Origin of the sequence: Pseudomonas sp. 22085, from assembly GCF_052045815.1 — a bacterium.
Classification (GTDB): domain Bacteria; phylum Pseudomonadota; class Gammaproteobacteria; order Pseudomonadales; family Pseudomonadaceae; genus Aquipseudomonas; species Aquipseudomonas glycinae.
In genome coordinates, this window is record NZ_JBQEQA010000023.1 from 1 (window position 1) to 25,160 (window position 25,160).

General features: G+C 61.1%; 18 protein-coding genes. 11 read left to right on the forward strand and 7 right to left on the reverse strand.

The genetic code is table 11. From position 1 onward, the window contains the following. Window positions 1-47 precede the first annotated feature (47 nt). Window positions 48-449: a MerR family transcriptional regulator gene (locus tag ACTJK7_RS24125; RefSeq protein WP_039767497.1), complete on the reverse strand. Its 402-nt coding sequence runs from the start codon at window positions 447-449 to the stop codon at window positions 48-50. A 55-nt stretch (window positions 450-504) separates the two neighbouring features. Beyond that, complete coding sequence (locus tag ACTJK7_RS24130) at window positions 505-1,449, reverse strand: LysR family transcriptional regulator (protein WP_064380747.1); 945 nt, start codon at window positions 1,447-1,449, stop codon at window positions 505-507. A 176-nt stretch (window positions 1,450-1,625) separates the two neighbouring features. Between ACTJK7_RS24130 and ACTJK7_RS24135 the strand changes: the two genes are divergently transcribed. After that, a complete protein-coding gene (locus ACTJK7_RS24135) occupies window positions 1,626-2,855 on the forward strand; it encodes an acyl-CoA dehydrogenase (protein WP_011334996.1) in 1,230 nt (409 codons plus the stop codon). A gap of 172 nt (window positions 2,856-3,027) precedes the next feature. Here ACTJK7_RS24135 and ACTJK7_RS24140 read toward each other — a convergent pair whose 3' ends face one another. Beyond that, a complete protein-coding gene (locus ACTJK7_RS24140; RefSeq protein WP_108563704.1) occupies window positions 3,028-4,362 on the reverse strand; it encodes a substrate-binding domain-containing protein in 1,335 nt (444 codons plus the stop codon). Window positions 4,363-4,477: 115 nt separating this feature from the next. Then, window positions 4,478-5,290 carry an exodeoxyribonuclease III gene (xthA, locus tag ACTJK7_RS24145; RefSeq protein ID WP_064380745.1) on the reverse strand — a complete coding sequence of 271 codons (813 nt, stop codon included), beginning with the start codon at window positions 5,288-5,290 and terminating at the stop codon, window positions 4,478-4,480. Window positions 5,291-5,616: 326 nt separating this feature from the next. On the opposite strand from xthA, the gene ACTJK7_RS24150 reads away from it, so the two are divergent. The 7 genes from ACTJK7_RS24150 to ACTJK7_RS24180 all read left to right on the forward strand — a co-directional run bounded on the left by ACTJK7_RS24150 (window position 5,617) and on the right by ACTJK7_RS24180 (window position 16,857). After that, window positions 5,617-6,267, forward strand: a complete 651-nt coding sequence (locus ACTJK7_RS24150) for a GNAT family N-acetyltransferase (RefSeq protein WP_064380744.1) — start codon at window positions 5,617-5,619, stop codon at window positions 6,265-6,267. 66 nt (window positions 6,268-6,333) lie between these two features. Further along, window positions 6,334-8,061: an autotransporter assembly complex protein TamA gene (locus ACTJK7_RS24155; protein WP_440780939.1), complete on the forward strand. Its 1,728-nt coding sequence runs from the start codon at window positions 6,334-6,336 to the stop codon at window positions 8,059-8,061. Beyond that, window positions 8,058-11,732: a translocation/assembly module TamB domain-containing protein gene (locus ACTJK7_RS24160; protein ID WP_108562729.1), complete on the forward strand. Its 3,675-nt coding sequence runs from the start codon at window positions 8,058-8,060 to the stop codon at window positions 11,730-11,732. Before ACTJK7_RS24155 ends, ACTJK7_RS24160 begins: the two co-directional genes overlap by 4 nt. Before the next feature lie 260 nt (window positions 11,733-11,992). Beyond that, window positions 11,993-12,475, forward strand: a complete 483-nt coding sequence (locus ACTJK7_RS24165; protein ID WP_011334990.1) for a MarR family winged helix-turn-helix transcriptional regulator — start codon at window positions 11,993-11,995, stop codon at window positions 12,473-12,475. Further along, complete coding sequence (locus ACTJK7_RS24170; RefSeq protein WP_440780942.1) at window positions 12,465-13,934, forward strand: efflux transporter outer membrane subunit; 1,470 nt, start codon at window positions 12,465-12,467, stop codon at window positions 13,932-13,934. The genes ACTJK7_RS24165 and ACTJK7_RS24170 overlap by 11 nt, the downstream gene beginning before the upstream one ends. 15 nt (window positions 13,935-13,949) lie before the next feature. Continuing rightward, a complete protein-coding gene (locus ACTJK7_RS24175) occupies window positions 13,950-15,152 on the forward strand; it encodes an HlyD family secretion protein (protein WP_201820069.1) in 1,203 nt (400 codons plus the stop codon). Window positions 15,153-15,327: 175 nt separating this feature from the next. Continuing rightward, window positions 15,328-16,857 carry a DHA2 family efflux MFS transporter permease subunit gene (locus ACTJK7_RS24180; RefSeq protein ID WP_102717016.1) on the forward strand — a complete coding sequence of 510 codons (1,530 nt, stop codon included), beginning with the start codon at window positions 15,328-15,330 and terminating at the stop codon, window positions 16,855-16,857. Between the two features lie 57 nt (window positions 16,858-16,914). Here the strand turns inward: ACTJK7_RS24180 and lpxH are convergent, their stop codons facing one another. Together lpxH and ACTJK7_RS24190 are read right to left on the reverse strand one after the other, a co-directional pair. Then, window positions 16,915-17,670 (reverse strand): UDP-2,3-diacylglucosamine diphosphatase, encoded by a 756-nt coding sequence (lpxH, locus tag ACTJK7_RS24185; RefSeq protein WP_440780943.1) that lies wholly within the window; start codon window positions 17,668-17,670, stop codon window positions 16,915-16,917. Continuing rightward, window positions 17,667-18,173: a peptidylprolyl isomerase gene (locus ACTJK7_RS24190; protein WP_011334985.1), complete on the reverse strand. Its 507-nt coding sequence runs from the start codon at window positions 18,171-18,173 to the stop codon at window positions 17,667-17,669. The genes lpxH and ACTJK7_RS24190 overlap by 4 nt, the downstream gene beginning before the upstream one ends. 250 nt (window positions 18,174-18,423) lie before the next feature. Between ACTJK7_RS24190 and ACTJK7_RS24195 the strand changes: the two genes are divergently transcribed. From ACTJK7_RS24195 to ACTJK7_RS24205, 3 genes are all read left to right on the forward strand, one after another. Beyond that, a complete protein-coding gene (locus ACTJK7_RS24195; protein ID WP_108562722.1) occupies window positions 18,424-20,124 on the forward strand; it encodes a glutamine--tRNA ligase/YqeY domain fusion protein in 1,701 nt (566 codons plus the stop codon). A 20-nt stretch (window positions 20,125-20,144) separates the two neighbouring features. Continuing rightward, a complete protein-coding gene (cysS, locus tag ACTJK7_RS24200; RefSeq protein ID WP_440780944.1) occupies window positions 20,145-21,527 on the forward strand; it encodes a cysteine--tRNA ligase in 1,383 nt (460 codons plus the stop codon). 286 nt (window positions 21,528-21,813) lie between these two features. After that, entirely contained in the window at window positions 21,814-23,025 is a 1,212-nt protein-coding gene (locus ACTJK7_RS24205) for an MFS transporter (protein WP_440780946.1), read from the forward strand. Window positions 23,026-23,041: 16 nt separating this feature from the next. Here the strand turns inward: ACTJK7_RS24205 and ACTJK7_RS24210 are convergent, their stop codons facing one another. Continuing rightward, window positions 23,042-24,892 (reverse strand): sigma-54-dependent Fis family transcriptional regulator, encoded by a 1,851-nt coding sequence (locus tag ACTJK7_RS24210; RefSeq protein ID WP_108562715.1) that lies wholly within the window; start codon window positions 24,890-24,892, stop codon window positions 23,042-23,044. Window positions 24,893-25,160 lie beyond the last annotated feature (268 nt).

Consider the following 25,160-nt stretch of genomic DNA (forward strand, 5'->3'; position numbering starts at 1 on the left):
CCGCATTCGCGGGCAAGCCCGCTCCCACAGGAGATGAATTGTGGCTGTTACTGCGCGACTTGCTGACTCTTGAGCGTCTGCTCCAGCGCCTGCACGCAGCGTTCTTCGGCGGTGTCGAGTTCCAGCTTCATCTGTTCGATGTCCAGCAGTTGCTGTTCAAGCTGTGCCCGGCGCTCGCTGATTTTCGCCAGCATGCTGTTGAGTTGTTTGGTGTTACCGCTGGAAGGGTCGTAGAGCTCGATCAGTTCACGGCACTCGGCCAGGGAAAAACCGATGCGCTTGCCCCGCAGGATCAGCTTCAGACTGACCTTGTCGCGCGGCGAATAGATGCGTTCCTGGCCTCGGCGCTCGGGGCTGAGCAGGCCTTGTTCTTCGTAGAAGCGGATCGCCCGGGTGGTGATGTCCAGCTCGCGGGCGAGGTCGGAAATGCTGTAGGTCTGGCTGCTCATGAAAGCGCTCGAAGAAGGGTCTTGGCGCTAAGCTAATGGCAGGTTGACGTTTACGTCAAGTAGCGGGCGTCTGCAGCTTGTCGAGCTTCTTCTCGTGCGCTGTCACTTGCTGGCACAACTCGATCATCTGCTCGCGCATCCAGCGGTTGGCCGGGTCCTGATCGGTGCTTTCGTGCCAGTACAAATGGGTTTCCACCGGCGGCACATCGTTGACCGGCAGATTGAACGCATGCAGGTCATGGCGCCGGGCGAACCGCTCCGGCACGGTCATCACCATGTCGGTCTGCTGCAGCACTTGGGACGCCATCAGATAGTGCTGCGAGCGCAGGGCGATCTTGCGCTGGATGCCCATTTTGCCCAGGGCCAGATCGACGTGGCCCAGACCACTGCGCCGGCTGGAAATATGAATGTGGGTCAGGGACAGGTAATCGTCGAGGGTGAATTTTTCCTTGGTCGCCAGCGGATGGCCCTTGCGCATGGCGCAGACGTAACGGTCTTCCATCAGCTTGACGTGGCGTACTTGCGGGTCGGTGTTGAGCGGCGCATCCACGGCAAAGTCGAGACGCCCGGCAGCCAGTTCCTTGGTGGTTTCCCGGCGTTTGGACAGAAAGCTTTCGATGATCACAGTCGGCGCCAGACGACGCAGACGCTGGAACAGCGGCGGCAGAATCACCGCTTCGGTCAGGTCAGTCATACTGATGCGGTAGGTCTTGACCGCTTGCGAGGGGTTGAAAATGCGGCTTTCCTGAACCGATACCCGCAGCAGCGACAGCGCATTGCGCACCGGGCCGATGATGTTCTGCGCCATGGGCGTCGGCACCATGCCCTGGGCGGTGCGTACGAAGAGCGGGTCGTTGAAGGTTTCGCGCAACCGCGCCAAGGCGTTGGACACCGCAGGCTGGGTAATGCCGACAATCTGCCCGGCGCGGGTCAGGTTGGCTTCGGTGTAGATCGCGTCGAAGACGATGAAAAGGTTGAGGTCGACCTTGCTCAGATTCATTACGCGGCTCTCTTGTTATAGGTGAATGGCGCGGGTCAGGGCGGCCAGGAAAATCAACCAATCATATATCGGTGATGAATGTTTATACACGCCGAGAATAGGCTAGGTAAATTATCAACGCTGTTCTAGCATCGATTGCATGACTTAAACAACCTGCCGAAAAAAGGTAATTGCTCATGGATTTCGCTTATTCGCCCAAGGTGCAAGAACTGCGTGAGCGCGTGACCGCGTTCATGGACACTTACGTTTACCCGGCCGAAGCCGTGTTCGAACGCCAGGTTGCCGAAGGCGATCGCTGGCAGCCGACGGCGATCATGGAAGAACTCAAGGCCAAGGCCAAGGCCGAAGGTCTGTGGAATTTGTTTCTGCCTGAGTCGGAGCTGGGTGCTGGCCTGACCAACCTCGAATATGCGCCATTGGCGGAAATCATGGGCCGTTCGCTGCTCGGGCCCGAGCCGTTCAACTGCTCGGCACCCGACACCGGCAACATGGAGGTGCTGGTGCGTTACGCCAACGAAGAACAGAAACAGCGCTGGCTCGAACCGCTGCTGCGCGGCGAGATTCGCTCGGCGTTCGCCATGACCGAGCCGGACGTTGCGTCCTCCGACGCCACCAACATGGCCGCCCGTGCCGTGCGCGATGGCGACGAGTGGGTGATCAACGGCAAGAAATGGTGGACCTCCGGCGCCTGCGATCCGCGCTGCAAGATCCTGATCTTCATGGGCCTGAGCAACCCCGACGCCCCGCGTCACGCTCAGCACTCGATGATCCTGGTGCCGGTCGACACCCCCGGCGTGAAGATCATCCGTCCGCTGCCGGTGTTCGGTTACGACGACGCACCGCACGGTCACGCCGAAGTGCTGTTCGACAACGTGCGGGTGCCGTACGAAAACGTCCTGCTCGGTGAAGGACGCGGCTTCGAAATTGCACAAGGTCGCCTTGGCCCAGGCCGGATTCACCACTGCATGCGTTCGATCGGCATGGCCGAGCGCGCACTGGAACTGATGTGCAAACGTTCGGTAAGCCGCACCGCGTTCGGCAAACCGCTGGCGCGTCTGGGCGGTAACGTCGACAAGATTGCCGACTCGCGGATGGAAATCGACATGGCGCGTCTGCTGACCCTGAAAGCGGCGTACATGATGGACACCGTGGGCAACAAGGTCGCCAAGAGCGAGATTGCGCAGATCAAGGTCGTGGCACCGAACGTCGCGTTGCGGGTGATTGACCGGGCGATCCAGATTCATGGCGGGGCAGGGGTGTCGAACGATTTCCCGCTGGCCTACATGTACGCCATGCAACGCACCCTGCGCCTGGCCGACGGCCCGGACGAAGTGCACCGTGCGGCGATCGGCAAGTTCGAGATCGGCAAGTATGTGCCGAAGGAAATGCTGCGTAGCGAGCGCTGATTACAGACATTCCGCGTCAGCCCTGATCGTTCCCACGCAAAGCGCTGATCGCGGTGATCGTTCCCACGCTCTGCGTGGGAATGCATACCGTGACGCTCCGCGTCACAGTGGACGCGGAGCGTCCATGGCTGCATTACCACGCAGAGCGTGGGAACGATCAGTGGTTCGAGGTTCAGTAAACCCAAACCTCAACCCGCCGATTCTTGATCCGGCCCTCATCCCCGCTGTTGGTCGCCACCGGCATCAGTGCGCCAAACCCGCGCACTTCGCGCAATACCACGCCGTTTTTCACCAACTCTCGGCGTACCGCCATCGCCCGCAGCTTCGACAGCAAATCCGCCCGTGCCGGGTCATCCTTGGCGTCGCCGAAGCCCACCAGTGTTACCGCGCGGTCGGTCTTGTCGTGGTGCTTTATATAGTCGAACACCCGAGCCAGATCCTGGCGGGCCTTGTTGTCGAGGCTGGCGCTGCCTTCCTCGAATCGGAAGTTCACCGTCAGACGCTGGGCGTGGCGGCTGAGGGATTGATAACCCTCGGGCATCAGCGCATTCGGTGTGACGGCGATGGCTTGCACGGTCTGGGCGATAAAACCGTTGGCCGCGACAATCGCCTGACCCTGGCGGCTCTGCGCAAACTCCACCAACGCCCTGGCCCAGGGATTGTTGCTGTCGGGCGGCAGATAGAAGAACAGCCGCCGCGACAGTGGATAGTCTTCGGTGGCGATCAGGCTGGCGAGTGGCAGCATCGCCTGGGATTGCCCGTCGACAATCGCCACGGCCCTTGCCTGGCGCACATAGGGCAGGCCGATAAAACCGATGGCCTGCGGATCGGCACTGACGGCGTCGGACAACTGCTCGCTGGATTCGAACCGTTTCGCGGCATTGCTCAGGGATTTCCCACGACGACTGAGGACAAGTTCCTTGAACGTGTCGTAGGTGCCGGACTGGTCATCCCGCGCATATAAATGAATTGTCCCACCCTTGCCGCCGACGTCTTCCCACGTCTTCGCCTCGCCACTGAAGATCCGCGCCAGTTGTTCGGTGTTCAGTTGATTCAGCGGATTGTCGGGATGGAGGATGATTGCCAGGCCATCGATGGCGATGACCTGCTCGGCATCGGGGCTTTTCAGATCGCCCCGGGCTTGCAGGTTCAACAGTTCGCTGTCCTTGATCGGGCGCGACGAGGCGGCCAGATCGGCGCTGGCGTTCTTGAGTGCAGTGAAACCGGTGCTCGAACCGTGGGCGGCGATCTCCACCACGACCCTCTGGCCTTGGGCTGTCAGGCCGACGATCCGTTGTTCATTGGCGGTGTCCGGGGTTTCGCTGTGGACTTTCAACAGCCCCTGATCTTGCAACAGGCCTTCCACCAGTGCCGGACCGAGCGCCGCGCCGATGGTGTTGGAACCCTGGATACGCAATACCGGGCCGTTCTCGGGAATGGGCAACGCCGCAAACCCAACCTGCAGCCAGGCGCTCAGGAGAAAGACGAACAGAACACGCAGGGTCATGCCGGCACCGATTGCAGCCAAGGGGATTGCCGGGGAGATTAAGTCAGTGAGGTTGCTGAAAGATGACAGGGCAGAAGATCACAACCGCTGGCTGTGATCTTCTGCTTCAAGCGGGTCAGCTCAATTCCAGCCAGATCGGCGCATGGTCCGAAGGCTTTTCCATCCCGCGCAGTTCATAGTCGACGCCGGCGGCTTTCACCCGTGGCAGCAAACCGTGGGACGCCAGAATCACATCGATCCGCAGGCCGCGCTTCGGCTCGTCTTCAAACCCGCGGCTGCGGTAGTCGAACCAGCTGAACGTGTCGGTCACGTCCGGGTTCAGGTGACGGAAACTGTCGGTCAGGCCCCAGTTTTTCAGGCGGGCCATCCACTCGCGCTCTTCCGGCAGGAAACTGCATTTGCCGGTTTTCAGCCAGCGCTTCATGTTGTCCGGGCCGATGCCGATGTCGCAGTCTTCCGGGGAGATGTTGACGTCGCCCATCACCACCAGCGGCTGCTCGTTGTGGAACTGGCTTTCCAGCAACGCTTGCAGATCGCTGTAGAAGCGTTGCTTGGCGGGGAATTTGGTCGGGTGGTCGCGGCTTTCGCCCTGTGGGAAATAGCCGTTCATGATCGTCACCGGCACGCCGTTGGCGTCGGCGAACGTGCCCCAGATGAAGCGTCGCTGCGCGTCTTCTTCATCGGTGGCAAAGCCCTTGTGCACAGCAATCGGTTCCTGGCGCGAGAGCAGGGCAACGCCGTAATGACCTTTCTGGCCGTGGAAATACACGTGATAACCCAGGGCCCGCACTTCATCCAGCGGGAACTGGTCGTCGTGGACCTTGGTTTCCTGCAGGCCGATCACGTCCGGCTGATGCTTCTCGATCAGCGCCGCCAGCTGATGCGGACGGGCCCGCAGTCCGTTGATGTTGAAGGAAACGATCTTCATGGTCGGCAGTCCTGGCAAAAGGGCGATGCTAGCTGACATGTAGGATCTGGGCCAGCGTGGGGTAAGCAGATTCATTCAGGTCTGTCAGAGGTGCGCTGCCTTTAATGGCCTCATCGCTGGCAAGCCAGCTCCCACAGTTTCCGGTTCGTCCACAAAATTCGTGTACGCAAAAAATACCTGTGGGAGCTGGCTTGCCAGCGATGAGGCCCGACCAGTCGATGAAGATCTCTGGTTGGTCTATACCTGTGGGGAACTGTGCCATCACCAAAAGGTTCGTACCAACAAGAGCGCCGCCATCCGAGCACGCCCCGGGGAGAATCACCGTCATGCCTGAAACCCAAACCGCCATTGCCGACATTCATATGCTCGACCGCGGCTATTCCCGTGAAGCGCGATCCCTTCTTTATCAGGCCTATCGTCACGAGCCGACCTTCGCCTACCTGTTCGAAGCCGAGCGTCCGGGTTACGAGCAGCGGGTACGGGCCACGGTGCGGGAGCTGGTCAAACAGCATTTCCTGCAGGATCTGCCGGCCATCGGCCTGTTGGTCAACGACCGCTTGATCGGCATCGCCCTGATCGCGCCGCCGCAGCGGCGTCTGGGTGTTACCGAGAGTTGGGCCTGGCGTTTGCGCATGGTGTTGAGCACCGGTTTCCGCTGCACCCGGCGTTATCTGGAATACCACGCCGCCGTTGAAGCCTGCGTGCCGACCGACTCGGTGCACATGCTGCCGCTGCTCGGTGTGCATCCGCAATTTCAGGGCAAACACTTCGGCGAACAGCTGCTGCAAGCGGTGCATAACTGGTGCGCGGTGGACGAAACCTCCCAAGGCGTGATCCTCGACACCGGCAACCCGCGTTACCTGGAGTTCTACAAGCGTCAGGGTTACGAGGAAATCGGTGAAGTCGCCGTCGGCCCGGTGCGCGAGCACGTGTTTTTCCACGCCAACCCGCAGGTGTTACAAACAGCAACGGGATGACCATCGAACTTTTTCGGAAATTTCCTGTTCTATCACGCTCCCAAGCCCGTGATAGCATCCGCGCCTATGAAGTTTCCAGGAAGATTTACCAGTGGCGTGCTCATGCTGTTCAGCAGCTGCGCGGCGCTGGCGCAAAGTGAATTGGATGTGCGGATCAAACCGTCCAACGATGAACTGAAAGCCAATATAGAAGGCTATATCGGCAGCCTCGGCGATCGTGACGAAGAAGCCTTGCAGCGCTTCAGTCGCGGCGCCGAAGAGCAGGCGCGCAAGGCCGCCCAGGCCTTGGGTTATTACCAGCCGCAGATCGAAAGTGACGTCAAGGGCGGTGAAAAACCGCGTCTGGTGCTGAACATCGATCCCGGCGAGCCGATCCGCCTGCGCAACGTGACCGTTCGCGTCAACGGTCCGGCGGCCTCCCTCAAATCCTTTCGAGTCCCGAAAAGTGACGTGCTCAAGCCCGGCGCGGTGCTCAACCATGGGCGTTACGAAGACGCCAAACGCCTGATTCAGAATCAGGCCTCGCGTTATGGCTTCTTCAGTGGCCGTTTCACCAGCCAGAAATTGATGGTCGACCCACGCGCCGGGGTCGCCGACGTCGAACTGATCTACGAAAGCGGCCCGCGTTATGCGCTGGGCAAGGTCAGCTTCGAAGGCGACACCCCGTTCGACGAAGACCTGCTGCAACGCATGGTGCCGTTCAAGGCCGGCGAGCCGTATGACTCCGAACTGATCGCCGAACTCAACCGCGACCTGCAATCGAGCGGCTACTTCGAAGGTGTGCGGGTCGATGCCGCGCCGACCGCCGCAAAAAACGACGTAATCCCGGTGGACGTCAAACTCGACACCCGCAAGCCGCGCACCATGGGCCTGGGTCTTGGTTATTCCACTGACGTCGGCCCGCGAATCAAGGCCAACTGGACCCGCCACTGGGTCAACCCGCAGGGCGACAGTTATGGCTGGGAGGCCGAACTGTCGGCGCCACGGCAGAACGTCGGCCTGTTCTATGACATCCCGCTGGATCCGCCGCTGACCGATAAGCTGCGCTGGGCCGGCGGTTATCAATACGAGGACATCGACGGTTCCGACACCTTGAGCAAGCTGCTGACCTTCGGCCCGGAATGGCACAGCAAATTGCCGAGCGGCTGGCAGCGGGTGATCTCGCTGAAATGGCAGCGCGAGGAATATCAGCTCGGCGATGACTCCGGCCTGAGCACCTTGCTGATGCCCGGTGTCAGCTATTCCTACCTCAAGAGCGACAACCGCATCGATCCGCACAATGGCTATCGCCTGACCTTCGAAAGCAAAGTGGCGAAAGAAGGCCTCGGCTCAGACAACAACCTGGTTTACGGCACGGCGTTGGTCAAAGGCCTGACCACCGTGTTCGACAAGCACCGTCTGCTCGGCCGGGTCCAGGTCGGCGGCAGCGCCACCAACGGCTACAAATCGGTGCCGCCGTCGCTGCGCTTCTTCGCCGGTGGCGATCAGAGCGTGCGTGGTTACGACTATCAGAGCCTGTCCCCGGAGAACTCCGAGGGCGACCGCATCGGCGGGCGCTACATGGTGGCCGGCAGCGTCGAGTATCAATACTCGATTGCCGAGAAGTGGCGCGTGGCGACTTTCGTCGATCAGGGCAACTCCTTCAACAAACTCGAACTGCCGAACCTCAAGACCGGGGTCGGTATCGGTGTGCGCTGGGTTTCGCCAGTGGGGCCGATCCGCCTCGACCTGGCCCACGCGCTGGACGACGATGGCGGCATCCGGCTGCACTTTTCCATGGGGCCTGAGCTGTGAAGCGTGGTTTGAAAATATCGGTGCTGGCGTTGTTGTCGCTGGTGCTGCTGATTGTATTGAGCATCACCGTTGTGCTCGGAACCCAGGCAGGCAGCCGTTGGGTGCTGGGTCTGGTGCCGGGCCTGAGCGTCGACAATTTCCAGGGTCGCCTCGGCGGGCAGTGGAGCGCCGATCATCTGCTGTGGCAGCAGGACAGCAGCCGCGTCGAACTGAGCAAACCGATCTTCGAATGGTCGCCTCTGTGCCTGACGCGCATGACGTTGTGCATCGAACAGCTCAAGGCCGATACCGTCAGCCTGCAATTTCCGCCGAGCGAGGAAGTTACTGAAAGCGGCCCAATCAAGCTTCCTGACCTGCAATTGCCCGTGGCCATCGAGCTGGGTGACGTGCAGGTCGGCAGCCTGTTGTTCAATGGCAGTGAGGAGTTGAAAGGCCTGCAACTGGCGGCGCACTGGACCGCCAAGGGCCTGCAGATCGACAGCGTGAAACTGCAACGCGACGAGTTGAGCCTGAACCTGTCCGGCCTGTTGCAACCGACCGGCAACTGGCCGTTGAGCATCGCCGGTGATCTGACCTTGCCGTCGCCGGCGCCCGAGCCGTGGACGCTGGCGTTGAAAATCGACGGCGACCTGCTGAAAACCCTCAACCTGCACGCCGACAGCCGTGGCTACCTCGACGGCCAGTTGAGCGGCGAACTTCAACCGCTGGTGGAAAATCTGCCGGCCAAGGTGCGGATCACCGCGGAGGCGTTCAAGCCGAGCGCCGATCTGCCGGACACTCTGCAATTCAATCAACTGGTATTGACCGGCGAAGGCGATCTGAAAAACGGTTACCAATTGCTCGGCAATGCCACGTTGCCTGCCGAGAAAGGCCCGGTAGCGCTGTTGCTCAAGGGTAAGGTCGACGCCAAAGGTGCGCAGATTGCCGGCCTCGACCTGACGGCCAACGACAAGCAAAGCCTCAAGCTCACCGGCAACGTTGACTGGAGCAAAGCCCTCAGCGCCCAAGCCAATATCAACTGGCTGGACTTTCCCTGGCATCGGCTCTATCCGGAGATCGAAGAGCCGCAGGTCACATTGCGCACCTTCACGGGCGAAGTCTCCTACACCGACGGTCAGTACCTCGGTAACTTCGCCGCCGCCGCAGACGGGCCGGCGGGGGCGTTCACCCTGAGCAGTCCGTTCAGCGGCAATCTCAAGCAGATCTTCCTGCCACAACTGAAACTCGAAGCCGGGCAGGGCAAGGCCGAAGGCCATGTGAACGTACAGTTCGCCGATGGCATCGCCTGGGACGCCGCGCTGGAATTGTCGGCGCTCAATCCGGCGTACTGGGTTGCGGAGTTGCCGGGCACCCTGGCCGGTCCGTTAAAGAGCAAAGGCGAAATGAAGAACGAGCGCCTGAGCCTGAATGCCGACCTCGATCTGAAAGGCAAACTGCGCGGGCAACCGGCGATCCTGCAAGCCAAGGCTGACGGCGCGGGCGAGCAGTGGAATCTGAATGCCCTGCAAATCCGCCTCGGCGACAACAGCATCAACGGCAAGGGCAGCCTGCAACAAAAGCTCACCGGGCAGATCGACATCAAACTGGCGCGTCTGGCCCAGCTCTGGCCACAACTGCGCGGGCAGATCAACGGTCGGGTCGATGTCGCCGGCACGCTCAAGGCGCCGCAGGGCAAGCTCGGCCTGCAGGGTTCGCAACTGGCGTTCCAGGACAATCGCCTGCAAAGCCTCAACCTCGATGCCACCCTCGACAGCGCGCAACGGGCGAAAATCGACCTCAAGGGCAGCGGGATTCAGGCCGGCGACACGTCGCTGGGCACCCTGACCGCCAGCGCTCAGGGCGATATCAAAAACCAGAAACTCAACCTCGACCTGCTCGGGCCGAAGCTGAAACTGGCGCTGGGCCTGGACGGCAATCTGGACAACGGCAACTGGCGCGGACGACTGGCCAGCGGTGACATTCAGGCCGGCGGTCAGGACTGGAAGTTGCAAAACCCGGCCAAACTCGAGCGTCTGGCCGACGGCAAAATCAACTTCGGCGCCCATTGCTGGATGTCCGGCAATGCCAGCCTGTGTGGCGAAGACCAGCGCCTGATGCCGGAGCCGAAGCTGCGTTATCACCTCAAGCAATTCCCGATCGAAAGCCTGGCGCAATGGCTGCCGAAGGATTTCGCCTGGCAGGGCAAGCTCAACGCCGACCTGCAACTGGACCTGCCGGCCAGCGGCCCGAACGGCCAGATCAGCGTCGATGCCAGCGGCGGCACCTTGCGCATGAAGGAAAAGGATCAGTGGGTCGACTTCCCGTACCAGACCCTCAAGCTCACCAGCAAACTCACGCCCAAGCGCATCGAAACCGACCTCAACTTCGTCGGCGGCAAGCTCGGTGAATTGATGGTGCAGGCGCAGCTCAACCCGCTGCCGAAGAACAAGCCACTCAGCGGTACATTCCGCCTCAGCGGACTGGATCTGTCGGTGGCGCGGCCGTTTGTGCCGATGGTCGAGAAACTGACTGGGCGGCTGAACGGCAGCGGCACGATTTCCGGTGGTCTGCTCGCGCCGCTGGTCAACGGTACGGTGCAACTCAGCGACGGCGAAGTGTCCGGGCCGGAATTGCCGATCGAGCTGCAAGCGTTGCAATTGCAAGCGGTGATCGCCGGTGAGGCTGTGCAACTGAACGGCGGCTGGAAAAGCGGCAAGAGCGGGCAGGGCAGCCTGAACGGCAACATCGCCTGGGGCCAGGCGCTGGTGGTGGATCTGGCGCTCAAGGGCACGCAATTGCCAGTGACGGTCGAACCCTACGCCAAACTGGAAGTGGCGCCTGACCTGAAGATTTCCATGGCCGGCGATGAGCTGGCGATTGCCGGCAAGGTGCGGGTACCGAAAGGCGAAATCACCGTGCGGGAACTGCCGCCATCAACGGTGAAAGTCTCCGATGACACGATCATCGTCGGCGCGCAGACCGAAGAGGGCAAACCGCCGCTGGCGATGAAAATGGACATCGACGTGGTGGTCGGCCAAGACAAATTGAGCTTCGCCGGATTCGGCCTGACCGCCAACCTGCAAGGCCAGGTACACATCGGCGACAACATGGACACCCGTGGCGAGCTGTGGCTCAACGACGGTCGATACCGCGCCTACGGCCAGCGCCTGACGGTGCGTCGCGCGCGCCTGCTGTTCGCCGGGCCGATTGATCAGCCGTATCTGGACATCGAAGCGATTCGCCAGACCGACGACGTAATCGCCGGTATTCGACTGAGCGGCAGCGCCGAGCAGCCGACCACGCAGATCTTCTCGGAACCGGCGATGAGCCAGGAACAGGCACTGTCCTATCTGGTGCTGGGGCGTCCGCTGAGCACCACCGGCGAGGACAACAACATGCTCGCGCAGGCGGCGCTCGGTCTGGGTCTGATGGGCAGTTCCGGGGTCACCAGCAGTCTGGCCAGTGATCTGGGCATTCAGGACTTCCAGCTCGACACCCAAGGCAGCGGCAACACCACCAGCGTGGTGGCCAGTGGCAACATCTCCGAGAAACTCAGCCTGCGTTACGGCGTGGGTGTGTTCGAGCCGGCCAACACCATCGCCCTGCGCTACAAGCTGAGCAAAAAGGTCTACCTCGAAGCCGCCAGCGGCGTGGCCAGTTCGCTGGACATTTTCTACAAGCGGGATTTCTAGCCCGCTTTTCCCTTTTGAGCATTCCCACGCTCTGCGTGGGAATGCAGCCCCCGGACGCTCCGCGTCCCATTCAACAGCTGACACAGAGCGGCCATTCAGGCATTCCCACTCAGACGGTTCGACGCCTGGACGTGGGAACGATCTCGTGCGGTCAGTTATCGGCTAATTACAAAGCAACCTAACTATTACGTTGACATTCGCTGCCTAGGCAGTAACATCTCGACATACATTCACTGCCTAGGCAGTTATTAGGTGAGCACATGAAGCATTTCACCCCAGACGAATTCCAGCATTGCCATCTCGGCCTGTTGCTCGGCCGTGCGGCCTTGCTCAAGGACAAGATCATCGACACCCACATGGAACCCCACGGCATCACCGCCGCGCAGTTCAAGGTGTTGATCATCATGGCCCAGTTCGGCGTCGACACCCCGGCCGAGCTGTGCCGGCACCTGTCGCTGGACAGCGGTTCGATGACCCGCATGCTCGATCGTCTGGAGCAGAAAGGTTTCCTGGTTCGCCAACGCAGCGAAGGCGATCGCCGTCAGGTGCAACTGAAACTCACCGAGCAGGGCCAGCAACTGGCCGATCGCCTGCCGCACATCGGCGCCGACGCCATGAATGAGCTGGCCGGTGCCGTGACCCCGGACGAGTTGAAAACCCTGGAATACATCCTCAAGAAAATTTTGCTGGCAGCCGGTGACCCCATCACCATCCAGCGGTTAGGTGAACACAATGAGCGGTAAAACCTTGCGCAGCAGCCTGACACTGGTGCTGTCGGCGATGATTCTCGCCGGTTGCGCCAACTACAGTGGCCTCGATACCCAGGGCGCGAGCCTCGATGCGAAAACCCTGCAGACCGGGCAATCGCTCAACGGCGTCACCCTGTCCCAGGCCGCGTGGCCGAAGAGCGACTGGTGGACCAGCCTCGGCGACCCGCAACTCGACGGTCTGATCCGCGAAGCCCTGAAAGACAGCCCGGACATGCAGATCGCCGACGCCCGCTCCCATCAGGCCAGCGCCGCTGCGTACGCCGTCGATGCCGAGCGTTATCCGACCCTCGACGCCAGCGCCGGCATCAGCCGTTCGCGTCTGGCCCGGGATCAGGATCCGTTGGGGCAGGGTGGGGCTTACTCCACCGTGCGCAACATCAGCGCCGGCTTCAATTACAACTTCGACCTGTGGGGCGGTCAGCGCGATGCCTGGGAAGCCGCACTCGGTCAGGCCCGCGCCGCCGAAGTCGACCGTCAGGCCGCACAGTTGACCCTGGCTGCTGACGTGGCCCGGGCCTACAGCGATCTGGGTCAGGCGCACATCGTTTATGACCTGGCCAACGAAGACCTCAAGCGCACCAAACAGATGCTCGACCTGAGCCAGCGCCGCCTGAGCTCCGGGATCGACAGCCAGTACCAGTTCCAGCAGACCCAAAGTCTGGAAGCCAGCTCCGAAGCCAGCCTGATCGACGCTGAAAAGCGCCTGAACAGCGCCAAAATCGCCCTGGCCGTATTGCTCGGCAAAGGCCCGGATCGCGGTAACGAAATCGCTCGGCCGAAAGTCCTGCAAGCCAGCGCTGTCGCACTGCCATCGGTGCTTCCCGCCGAACTGCTGGGCCGTCGCCCGGATCTGGTCGCCGCGCGCTGGCGTGTCGAGGCCGCGAGCAAGGACATCGACTCGGCCAAGACCCGCTTCTATCCCAACCTGAACCTGTCGGCTTCCGCTGGTGCCGAATCCTTGTTGGGGGACGCGATGTTCGGTTCCGCCAGTCGCTTCTTCAACATTGCCCCGACGATTTCGGTGCCGATCTTCGATGGCGGACGCCTGCGCGCCAACCTCGATGCGCGCGACGCCGATTACGACCTCGCCGTGGCGCAGTACAACAAAAGCCTGGTGAAAGCCCTGGGCGATGTCAGCGACACCATTAACCAGCTGCGTGACATCGGCCGGCAGATCGGCGCCCAGCAGCACGCGACCGAGATTGCCCAGGATTCTTACAACACCGTCGTCCAGCGTTACGGTTCCGGCATCGGCAATTACCTGGACGTGCTCAGCATCGAGCAGCAATTGCTGCAGGCCCAGCGTCAGCTGGCCAACCTGAATGCCGAGCAGATCGACCTGTCGATTCAACTGATGCAAGCGCTGGGCGGCGGCTTCCAGGGGCAAACCCTGACCGCAGCCAACGCCACCCCAGCCACGCCGCACAACTAATTCAAGGTACTTGTCATGGCCACTGCCGAAAACACACAAGCTCAAGACAACGCCCAGGACACTGGCAATCCGCGCAAACGCAAGGTGATGCTGCTGGTGCTGGCCGTTGTGGTTGCCCTCGCCGGTGCCGGCGTCTGGGCGTATCACGAATTCATCGGGCGCTGGAGCGAAAGCACCGACGACGCCTACGTCAACGGCAACGTGGTGGAAATCACCCCGCTGGTGACCGGCACCGTGGTCAGCATCGGTGCTGACGATGGCGATCTGGTGCATGAAGGCCAGGTGCTGATCAACTTCGACCCGAATGACGCCGAAGTCGGCCTGCAAAGTGCCAAGGCCAATCTGGCCCGCACCGTGCGTCAGGTGCGCGGCCTGTACAGCAACGTCGACGGCATGAAGGCCCAGGTCAATGCGCAACAGGCCGAAGTGCAGAAAGCCCAGGACAACTTCAACCGCCGGAAAAACCTCGCGGCCGGCGGGGCGATTTCCCAGGAAGAACTGTCCCACGCCCGCGATGACCTGACCTCGGCGCAGAACGCCCTGGCCAACGCCAAACAGCAACTGAAAACCACCAGCGCGCTGGTCGATGACACCGTGGTGTCCTCGCACCCGGACGTGATGGCCGCCGCCGCGCAACTGCGTCAGGCCTACCTGACCAACGCTCGCAGCACCTTGATTGCGCCGGTCACCGGTTATGTCGCCAAACGCACCGTGCAACTTGGCCAGCGTGTGCAGCCGGGCACCGCGCTGATGGCGGTGATTCCGCTGGATCAGCTGTGGATCGACGCCAACTTCAAGGAAACCCAGCTGCGTGACATGCGCATTGGCCAACCGGTGGAGATCGAGTCGGACATCTACGGCAGTGACGTCAAGTTCAACGGCACCGTCGACAGCCTCGGCGCGGGCACCGGCAGCGCGTTCGCCCTGTTGCCGGCGCAGAACGCCACCGGTAACTGGATCAAGATCGTGCAGCGTGTGCCGGTACGGATTCATGTCAACGCCGAAGAGCTGGCCAAACACCCGCTGCGCGTCGGCCTGTCGACCAATGTCGAGGTCAATCTGCACGACCAGAGTGGTCCGGTACTGGCCCAGCAACCGCCGCAAAAGGCCTCGTTCAGCACCAACGTCTACGACCGTCAACTGGCCGAAGCTGACGCGATGATCACCCAGTTGATCCACGACAACAGCGCGGCGGTCAGCAAGACCGCGCAACGCTGATCCACCACTGACCCTGTGGGAGCGGGCTTGCTCGCGAATGCTGCCTGACATTCAACATAGATGTTGTCAGACACACCGCTTTCGCGAGCAATTCGAATCGTCGCACCGCCGCTCCCACAAAGGGCAGCTGTGTCCGTAACAGACACGGCGCCAACCCGGCTTCATAGGATTCGCGATGAGCAATAACGCCTCTTTTACGCCGCCCAGCCTGTTGCTCAGCACCATCGGCCTGTCGCTGGCGACCTTCATGCAGGTGCTCGACACCACCATCGCCAACGTGGCGCTGCCGACCATTTCCGGCAACCTCGGCGTGAGTTCGGAGCAGGGCACCTGGGTCATCACCTCGTTCGCCGTGAGCAACGCCATCGCGCTGCCACTCACTGGGTGGCTGAGCCGTCGCTTCGGTGAGGTGAAGCTGTTTCTGTGGGCGACCATTCTGTTTGTGCTGGCTTCGTTCCTCTGCGGTATTTCCACGTCGATGCCGGAACTGATCGGCTTCCGCGTGCTGCAAGGCCTTGTAGCGGGGCCGTTGTACCCGATGACCCAGACGCTGCTGATCGCGGTCTATCCACCGGCGAGGCGGGGCATGGCCCTCGCATTGCTGGCGATGGTCACGGTGGTGGCGCCGATTGCCGGACCGATCCTCGGCGGCTGGATTACCGACAGTTACAGCTGGCCGTGGATCTTCTTCATCAACGTGCCGATCGGGATCTTCGCGGTGATGGTGGTGCGCCAGCAGCTGGCCAAACGCCCGGTGGTCACCAGCCACCAACCGATGGATTACGTCGGGCTGATCACGCTGATCATCGGCGTGGGCGCGTTGCAGGTGATCCTCGACAAGGGCAATGACCTGGACTGGTTCGAGTCGAACTTCATCATCATCGGCGCGGCGATTTCGGTGATCGCGCTGGCGGTGTTCGTGATCTGGGAAATGACCGACCAGCATCCGGTGGTCAACCTGCGGCTGTTTGCCTATCGCAACTTCCGCATCGGTACGCTGGTGCTGGTATTGGGTTACGCCGGGTTCTTCGGCATCAACCTGATCCTGCCGCAATGGTTACAGACCCAGATGGGTTACACCGCGACCTGGGCCGGGCTGGCGGTGGCACCGATCGGCATTCTGCCGGTGTTGCTGTCGCCGTTTGTCGGCAAGTACGCGCACAAGTTCGACCTACGTCTGTTGGCCGGTCTGGCGTTCCTGGCGATCGGCCTGAGCTGCTTCATGCGTGCGGAGTTCACCAACGAAGTGGACTTCCAGCACATCGCATTGGTGCAGTTGTTCATGGGGATTGGCGTGGCGCTGTTCTTCATGCCGACCTTGAGCATTCTGATGTCGGATCTGCCGCCGAGCCAGATTGCCGATGGCGCGGGTCTGGCGACGTTCCTGCGGACATTGGGCGGCAGCTTTGCGGCGTCGTTGACTACGTGGATCTGGATTCGCCGGGCGGATCAGCATCATGCCTATATGAGCGAGAGCATCAGCACCTATGAGCCGGCGACTCGCGAGACCTTGCATTCGCTGGGTGGCGCGAGCCAATCGGCCTATGCGCAGATGGATCAGATCCTCACCAGCCAGGCTTACATGCTCTCCACCGTGGATTACTTCACGCTGCTGGGATGGGGGTTTATGGGGTTAATATTGATTGTTTGGCTGGCTAAGCCGCCGTTTGCCGCAAAAGCAGGCCCTGCGGCCAGCGGCCACTAAGTCAGGCAGATCGTTCCCACGCAGAGCGTGGGAACGATCAACTAAGTCCGGGAACGATCAGGCGGTGGCAGGGGCGGGTAGTGCAGGCGGTGGCGCAAAATCAAACGGCGCCAACACAAACCCGTTCTCATCCACCTGCAACGCCCAACCCTGACGATCCCAATCCCCCAGCACGATCCGCTTCGCCGCTTGGTCACCGATCTGCAACTTGTGGATGGCCGGGCGATGGGTGTGCCCGTGAACCAGGGTTTTCACCCCGTATTCCTGCATGATCCGCGGAATTTCCTCCGGCGTGACATCGACGATGTCATTGGCCTTCATCCGCGTCTGCGCCCGGCTTTCGCTGCGCAGTTTGCGCGCCAGTTTGTGGCGGGTGCGCAAGGGCAGGTGGCGCAGGATGAACAGGCTCAGCGGGTTGCGCAGGTAGCGGCGCAGCTTCATATAGGCTTCGTCGCGGGTGCACAGACTGTCGCCGTGCATCAGCAGTACCGGTTCGCCGTAAAACTGCACGACACTCGGGTCCTTCAACAGCGTGCAGCCAGCCTCTTTGCAGAAGGCCTTGCCGAGCATGAAGTCGCGATTGCCGTGCATCAGAAAAATGGCCGTGCCGCTGTCGCTCAAGTCGCGCAGGGCCTGGCAGATGGAACGCTGGAAGGGGGTCATGGCGTCGTCGCCAATCCACGCCTCGAAAAAGTCGCCCAGAATGTACAACGCACTCGCCGAGCGGGCGCGTCCGGCGAGCAAATCCAGAAACGCCCGGGTAATGTCCGGGCGCTCCTCTTCCAGATGCAAGTCTGAAATCAGCAATATCACGCTTCGATGATCTCGGCTTTCTCGATGATCACGTCGTCTGCGGGTACGTCCTGGTGGCCTGCCTTGGACGTGGTGGAAACGCCTTCGATCTTGTCGACAACGTCGGTGCCCGCAACCACTTTACCGAATACGGCATAACCCCAGCCCTGGGCGGTCTTGGCGGTGTGGTTCAGGAAGCTGTTGTCGGAGGCGTTGATGAAGAACTGCGCCGAAGCCGAATGCGGGTCCATGGTACGGGCCATGGCGATGGTGTACTTGTCGTTCTTCAGACCGTTGTCGGCTTCGTTCTGGATGCTCGGGCTCTTGTCTTTCTTTTCTTTCATGCCTGGCTCGAAACCGCCGCCCTGGATCATGAAGCCTTTGATGACGCGGTGGAACACGACGTTCTCGTAGTGACCTTTCTTGACGTATTCGATGAAGTTGGCGGTGGTGAGAGGCGCCTTTTCAGCGTTCAGTTCGATGACGATGTCACCGAAGTTGGTGGTCAATTTAACTTGAGTCATGATCGATGCTCTTTATAAGGAATTCGTGGGTATTGGGACATTTGGGCCCCGTACCGGTTCAGCCCGTGAGGGCCAAGGTGCGCAGTTTAGCGTGACAGGCGCGAATTTCGAGGCTGTTTTTCAAAACCCGGCGATTAAATGCATTCCTTTTAAGCCCTGCTCTGTCAGGGGCTTGACAGCATCGGCTATGATAGCCGCTTTGTTTTGTCAGGCCCGTGTCCCGGCCGCGCACTGTACGTTCAAGGATCCTATGAGCAAGCCCACTGTCGACCCTACCTCGAATTCCAAGACCGGCCCCGTCACGCCGGTCAATTTCCTGCGCCCGATCATCCAGGCGGACCTGGACTCGGGTAAGCACACGCAGATCGTCACCCGTTTCCCGCCTGAGCCCAACGGCTACCTGCACATCGGCCACGCCAAGTCGATCTGTGTGAACTTCGGCCTGGCCCAGGAGTTCGGCGGCGTCACTCACCTGCGTTTCGACGACACCAACCCGGCCAAGGAAGACCAGGAATACATCGACGCGATCGAAAGCGACGTCAAATGGCTGGGCTTCGAATGGTCCGGCGAAGTGCGCTACGCCTCGCAATACTTTGACCAGTTGCACGACTGGGCCGTCGAGCTGATCAAGGCCGGCAAGGCCTACGTCGACGACCTGACGCCCGAGCAAGCCAGGGAATACCGTGGCAGCCTGACCGAGCCGGGCAAGAACAGCCCGTTCCGCGACCGGTCGGTGGAAGAGAACCTGGACTGGTTCGCCCGCATGCGCGCCGGCGAGTTCCCGGACGGTGCCCGCGTACTGCGTGCCAAGATCGACATGGCCTCGCCGAACATGAACCTGCGCGACCCGATCATGTACCGCATCCGCCACGCCCATCACCACCAGACCGGTGACAAGTGGTGCATCTACCCGAACTACGACTTCACCCACGGTCAGTCGGACGCCATCGAAGGCATCACCCACTCGATCTGCACCCTGGAGTTCGAAAGCCATCGTCCGCTGTACGAGTGGTTCCTCGACGCACTGCCGGTGCCGGCGCACCCGCGTCAGTACGAATTCAGCCGTCTGAACCTCAACTACACCATCACCAGCAAGCGCAAGCTCAAGCAACTGGTTGACGAGAAACACGTCAACGGCTGGGACGATCCGCGCATGTCCACGCTGTCGGGCTTCCGCCGTCGTGGCTACACCCCGGCGTCGATCCGCAACTTCTGCGAGATGATCGGCACCAACCGTTCCGACGGCGTGGTCGACTTCGGCATGCTCGAGTTCAGCATCCGTCAGGACCTGGACGCCAACGCCCCGCGCGCCATGTGCGTGCTGCGTCCGTTGAAAGTCGTGATCACCAACTACCCGGAAGATCAGGTCGAGAACCTCGAACTGCCGCGTCATCCGCAGAAAGAAGAACTTGGCGTGCGCCAGCTGCCGTTCGCCCGTGAAATCTACATCGACCGCGATGACTTCATGGAAGAGCCGCCAAAAGGCTACAAGCGCCTGGAGCCGAACGGCGAAGTGCGTCTGCGCGGCAGCTACGTGATCCGTGCCGACGAAGCGATCAAGGACGCCGACGGCAACATCGTCGAGCTGCGTTGCTCGTACGATCCGGACACCCTGGGCAAGAACCCTGAAGGCCGCAAGGTCAAGGGCGTGATCCACTGGGTGCCGGCCGCTGCCAGCGTCGAGTGCGAAGTGCGTCTGTACGATCGCCTGTTCCGTTCTCCGAACCCGGAGAAGGCCGAAGACAGCGCGAGTTTCCTGGACAACATCAACCCTGACTCACTGCAAGTGCTGACCGGTTGTCGTGCCGAGCCTTCGCTGGGCAATGCACAGCCGGAAGACCGTTTCCAGTTCGAGCGCGAAGGCTACTTCGTCGCGGATATCAAGGACTCGAAACCAGGTCAGCCGGTATTCAACCGTACCGTGACCCTGCGCGATTCGTGGGGCCAGTGATCAAGTCTTAAGGAAACACCGTGCTTACGATCTACAACACGCTCACCAAGAGCAAAGAAGTCTTCAAGCCGCTGGATGGCAACAAGGTGCGCATGTACGTCTGCGGGATGACCGTATACGACTACTGCCACCTGGGCCATGGCCGCAGCATGGTCGCGTTCGACCTGGTGACCCGCTGGTTGCGGTTCAGCGGTTATGACCTGACCTACGTGCGCAACATCACCGACATCGACGACAAGATCATCAACCGGGCCAACGAGAACGGCGAGTCGTTCGAAGCGTTGACCGAGCGCATGATCGCCGCGATGCACGAAGACGAAGCGCGCCTGAACATCAAGAAGCCGGACATGGAACCGCGCGCCACGGATCATATTCCGGGCATGCACGCGATGATCCAGACCCTGATCGACAAGGGTTACGCCTACGCCCCGGGCAATGGCGACGTGTACTACCGCGTCGGCAAGTTCATGGGCTACGGCAAGCTGTCGCGCAAGAAGATCGAAGACCTGCGCATCGGTGCGCGGATCGAGGTCGACGAAGCCAAGGAAGATCCGCTGGACTTCGTGCTGTGGAAAGGCGTCAAGCCGGGCGAGCCGAGCTGGGATTCGCCGTGGGGCGCCGGGCGTCCGGGCTGGCACATCGAGTGCTCGGTGATGTCCACCTGCTGCCTCGGTGAGACCTTCGACATTCATGGCGGCGGCAGCGACCTTGAGTTCCCGCACCATGAAAACGAAATCGCCCAGAGCGAAGCGGCCACCGGCAAGACCTACGCCAACGCGTGGATGCATTGCGGCATGATCCGTATCAATGGCGAGAAGATGTCCAAGTCCTTGAACAACTTCTTCACCATTCGCGACGTGCTCGACAAGTACCACCCGGAAGTCGTGCGTTACCTGCTGGTGTCGAGCCACTACCGCAGCGCGATCAACTACTCGGAAGACAACCTCAAGGACGCCAAGGGCGCACTGGAGCGTTTCTACCATGCGTTGAAAGGCCTGCCGAATGTGGCGCCGGCTGGCGGCGAAGCGTTCGTCGAGCGTTTCACCACGGTGATGAACGACGACTTCGGCACGCCGGAAGCCTGCGCGGTGCTGTTCGAGATGGTGCGTGAGATCAACCGTCTGCGCGAGAGCGATCTCGATGCCGCGGCCGGTCTGGCGGCGCGTCTGAAAGAACTGGCCAGCGTGCTCGGTGTGTTGCAGCTCGAAGCCGATGATTTCCTGCAGGCCGGCGCCGAAGGGCGTGTCGATTCTGCTGAAGTCGAGGCGCTGATCGCTGCGCGTCTGGCGGCACGTGCCGGCAAGGACTGGGCCGAATCCGACCGCATCCGCGACCAGCTCACCGCCATGGGCGTGGTGCTGGAAGACGGCAAGGGCGGCACGACCTGGCGTCTGGCTGACTGATCGCTGCGCTTGCTACAAACAAAACCCGCCTTGTGCGGGTTTTTGTTTTTCTGTCCGATTGATCGTTGATCGTTCCCACGCTCCGCGTGGGAATGCAGCCCGGGACGCTCCGCGTCCCATGCCGAAGCGGACGCGGAGCGTCCATTGAGGCATTCCCACGCAGACGGTTCGACGCCTCGACGTGGGAACGATCCAGACAATGTGCGATTGCTTTTGGTATTCGCATAGGTCTTGATAGCGCACGCGGCAGGATGCTCATCAGCGGCGAATCCGGAAGGGAGGAATCATGGCTAATCACTATCGCGAACTGGTATCGACACCCGGCGCCACCGGGCTGATCCTCGCGAGCTCCATCGCCCGACTGCCCCAGGCAATGATCGGCATCGGCATCATCACCATGCTGGTGCAGCAGACCGGCGTTTACTGGCTGGCCGGTGCAGTCGCCGGTACGTTTACCCTGACCAACGCGCTGCTCGGCCCGCGCATCTCGAAACAGGTTGATCGGCGTGGCCAGAGTCGCGTGCTGCCCGTCGTCACGGCCTTCAGTATCGTCATGCTGCTGGCGCTGATTGTTGCCGTGCACCTGAGGGCTCCGGCCGCGTTGTTTTTTGTGCTGGCGGCTCTGGCGGGGACGATGCCGAGCATGCCGTCCATGATCCGCGCACGCTGGACGCAGCTGTTTCGTGGCAAGCCGCAACTGCACACCGCGTTCTCGCTGGACACGGTCCTCACTGAACTGGCTTACATCATCGGCCCGCCACTGGCGATCGGTTTGAGTGTGAGTTTCTTCGCAGAAGCCGGGCCGCTGGTGGCGGTGGGGCTGCTGGCCGTCGGCGTGACGGCGTTTCTCATGCAGCGTCAGACCGAGCCGAAAGTGGTGGCGGGCAACCGGAAAAACAGCGGTTCGACCCTGCTGATTCCCGGCGTTCGCACCATTGTCCTGGCGTTGCTGGCGATGGGGGTTATTGGCGGAGCGATCGATGTTGCCGTTGTGGCCTTCGCCAATGCGCAAGGCTGGCCATCGGCTGCCACCTTCATTCTTGCCGCCTATGCATTCGGCTCGCTGGTGGCGGGTCTGACCTTCGGCGCGCTGCGGGTTTCGCTGGCGATTGAAAAACAGTTCTTTATCGGGATCCTGGTCACGGCAGTCACCGGCGTATTGCCGGTTTTCTCACCGGACGTTTATGTCCTTACCGCGATGCTGTTTATCGCCGGCATCTCGTTCGCGCCGACCATGGTGGTGGTGATGAAGCTGGGGACGATCATTATCCCGGCGGCGAGGATGACCGAAGGGCTGACGTGGATGACCACCGGGATCAGCATCGGCGTGGCGCTCGGCGGCATGCTGGCGGGGCTGGTGATTGATGCCTGGGGCGCACGGGCAGGGTTCGGCGTTGCGATAGCCGCAGGTCTGATGATGATGGTTGTGGTGTTGATGGGCCTGCGTACGTTGGCGGCCGCATCGGCTGCGCCTGTTGAGCCAGCCGTTTCGGTCTGATCCGCTATGAAGGCGCTCAGCTCTCAAGCTGCCGCAATCGTTTGTACAGCGTATTGCGGCTCACCCCCAACCGTCGCGCCAGATGGGAAATATTGCCCCCGGCCAGCTGCAACTCCCGATTCAACGCCTCGGCATCGTTCAGATCGATGCCCAACGGCTCGGCCACCTCTACTGGCTCCATCTCCAGATCGACAAAAAAGTCGTCCGGCAAATGCTCGGGTCGAATCGGTTGTTCCTCGGCCATCGCCAGTGCCACCTGCATCACGCTGCTGACCTGACGCAGATTGCCCGGCCACGGGTGCCGCTCGAACAGCTCCAGCACCTCACGACTCAATCCCGCCCACTGCGACGGCTCGCGATGTTGTTCCCACAGCCGTTTGAACAGCGCCTGCTTGTCGCTGCGCTCGCGTAGCGGTGGCAATTCCAGGGTCAAACCGCCAATGCGGTAGTACAAGTCTTCGCGAAAACGCCCCAGTTGCACCTGTTCCCTGAGCGAGCGGTTGGTGGCTGAGATGATCCGCAGATCCACCGGAAACAGCTCGCTGCTGCCCACCGGTTGCACGCAGCGTTCCTGCAACACCCGCAACAGGCGGGCCTGGGTCGGCAGTGGCATGTCGCCGATTTCATCGAGGAACAGCGTGCCTTTGTCGGCCTTGCGGATCAGGCCGATGCTGCCTTTCTGGTTGGCGCCGGTGAATGCGCCTTTCTCGTAGCCGAACAGCTCCGATTCCACCAGTTCGGCGGGGATCGCCGCGCAGTTGACGGCAATGAACGCCTGTTTGCTGCGGGAGCTGGCCTGGTGCAGGGCCTTGACGAAGACTTCCTTGCCGACCCCGGTTTCCCCGTGAATCAGCAGCGGAATGTCCTTTTCCAGCAGGCGTTCGGCCTGGCGCACGGCTTTCTCCACGCGACTGTCGCCGAAGTGCAGAGTACTCAGGCTGATGGCCGTCGGTACGGTGACTTTCGGTTCAGCGGTTCTGGCTTCAGTAAAGACCCGCGCCTGAACCGGCGCCTGTTTAGGTCGCTTCAGCAAACACTGGAAACGATTGCGCCCGGAAGTCTGCAAGGCAAACGGCAAGCCATCCGGCTGATTGATCAACTCCAGCAACGACACCTTGAACAGGCTTTCAACGCTGACCCGCGACAACCGCACCCCCAGCAGATTGTCGGCCCGACGGTTGGCCGACAACACCTGACCGCTTTCATCAAAGATCAGCAGCCCGGCCCACTGGCTGTCGAGGTTGTTCAACCCGGTGTTGAAGGTCAGTTGAAAGTGCTGGCCATGGAACAGGTTGAGGATCAGCCGGTTTTCCACGGTCTGGCTCATCATCTTGACCATGCCGAGGGTGTGCGACGGTGGCAGATAGCTGTCGCTGGACACATCGAGCACGGCGATGACCTTGCGCTCGGCATCGAAAATCGGCGCGGCGGAACCGGTCATGAAGCGATTGGCCTTGAGAAAGTGTTCATCGTGTTCAATGTGCACCGCCTGCTCGCAGGCCAGCGCCGTGCCGATGGCGTTGGTGCCGCTGGCGCGCTCGACCCAACTGGCGCCGGCCTGAAAACCGCGCGCCAGGTTCGGCTCGATGAAGCGCTGTGTACCCCAGGACGTCAGCACCTGGCCCTGATTGTCGGCCAGCATGATCAGGCAGTTGGAGTTGCTCAGGATGTTCTCGTAATACGGCAGCACTTCCTGGTGAGTGGTCTGTACCAGCGAATGATGGCGGTCGAGCAACTGCGCGATGCCGGCGGCGGGCAACTGATCGAAAGCCGGGGCGCTTTGATGATTGAGACCGAAGGCGCGGCAACGGGACCAGGAGTCCTGGACGATCGCATCGTGGGAAATCGGCGGGGCAGGTGCGGCCATGGCAGTCAGCCTCTGAATACAGCATTTTTATTATTGTTATTGAGATCTCTTTGGGAGTGAGCAAGCTCGCTCTCACAGGATCCGTGCCAAAAAGCATCCATAGAGTGTTGTTCACGATTGTTCATTGTCAATCGCCCGACTGTTCAATTGTTCATTCGTAACTGTTCATTTGTGTTCAGCTACGAACCACGGTTTACGTGGCTTGCAGCGAATTCGACGGTAAATCAAAGGCTTGGCGTTTCTGGCACGAATGTCGCTCTACAGCACA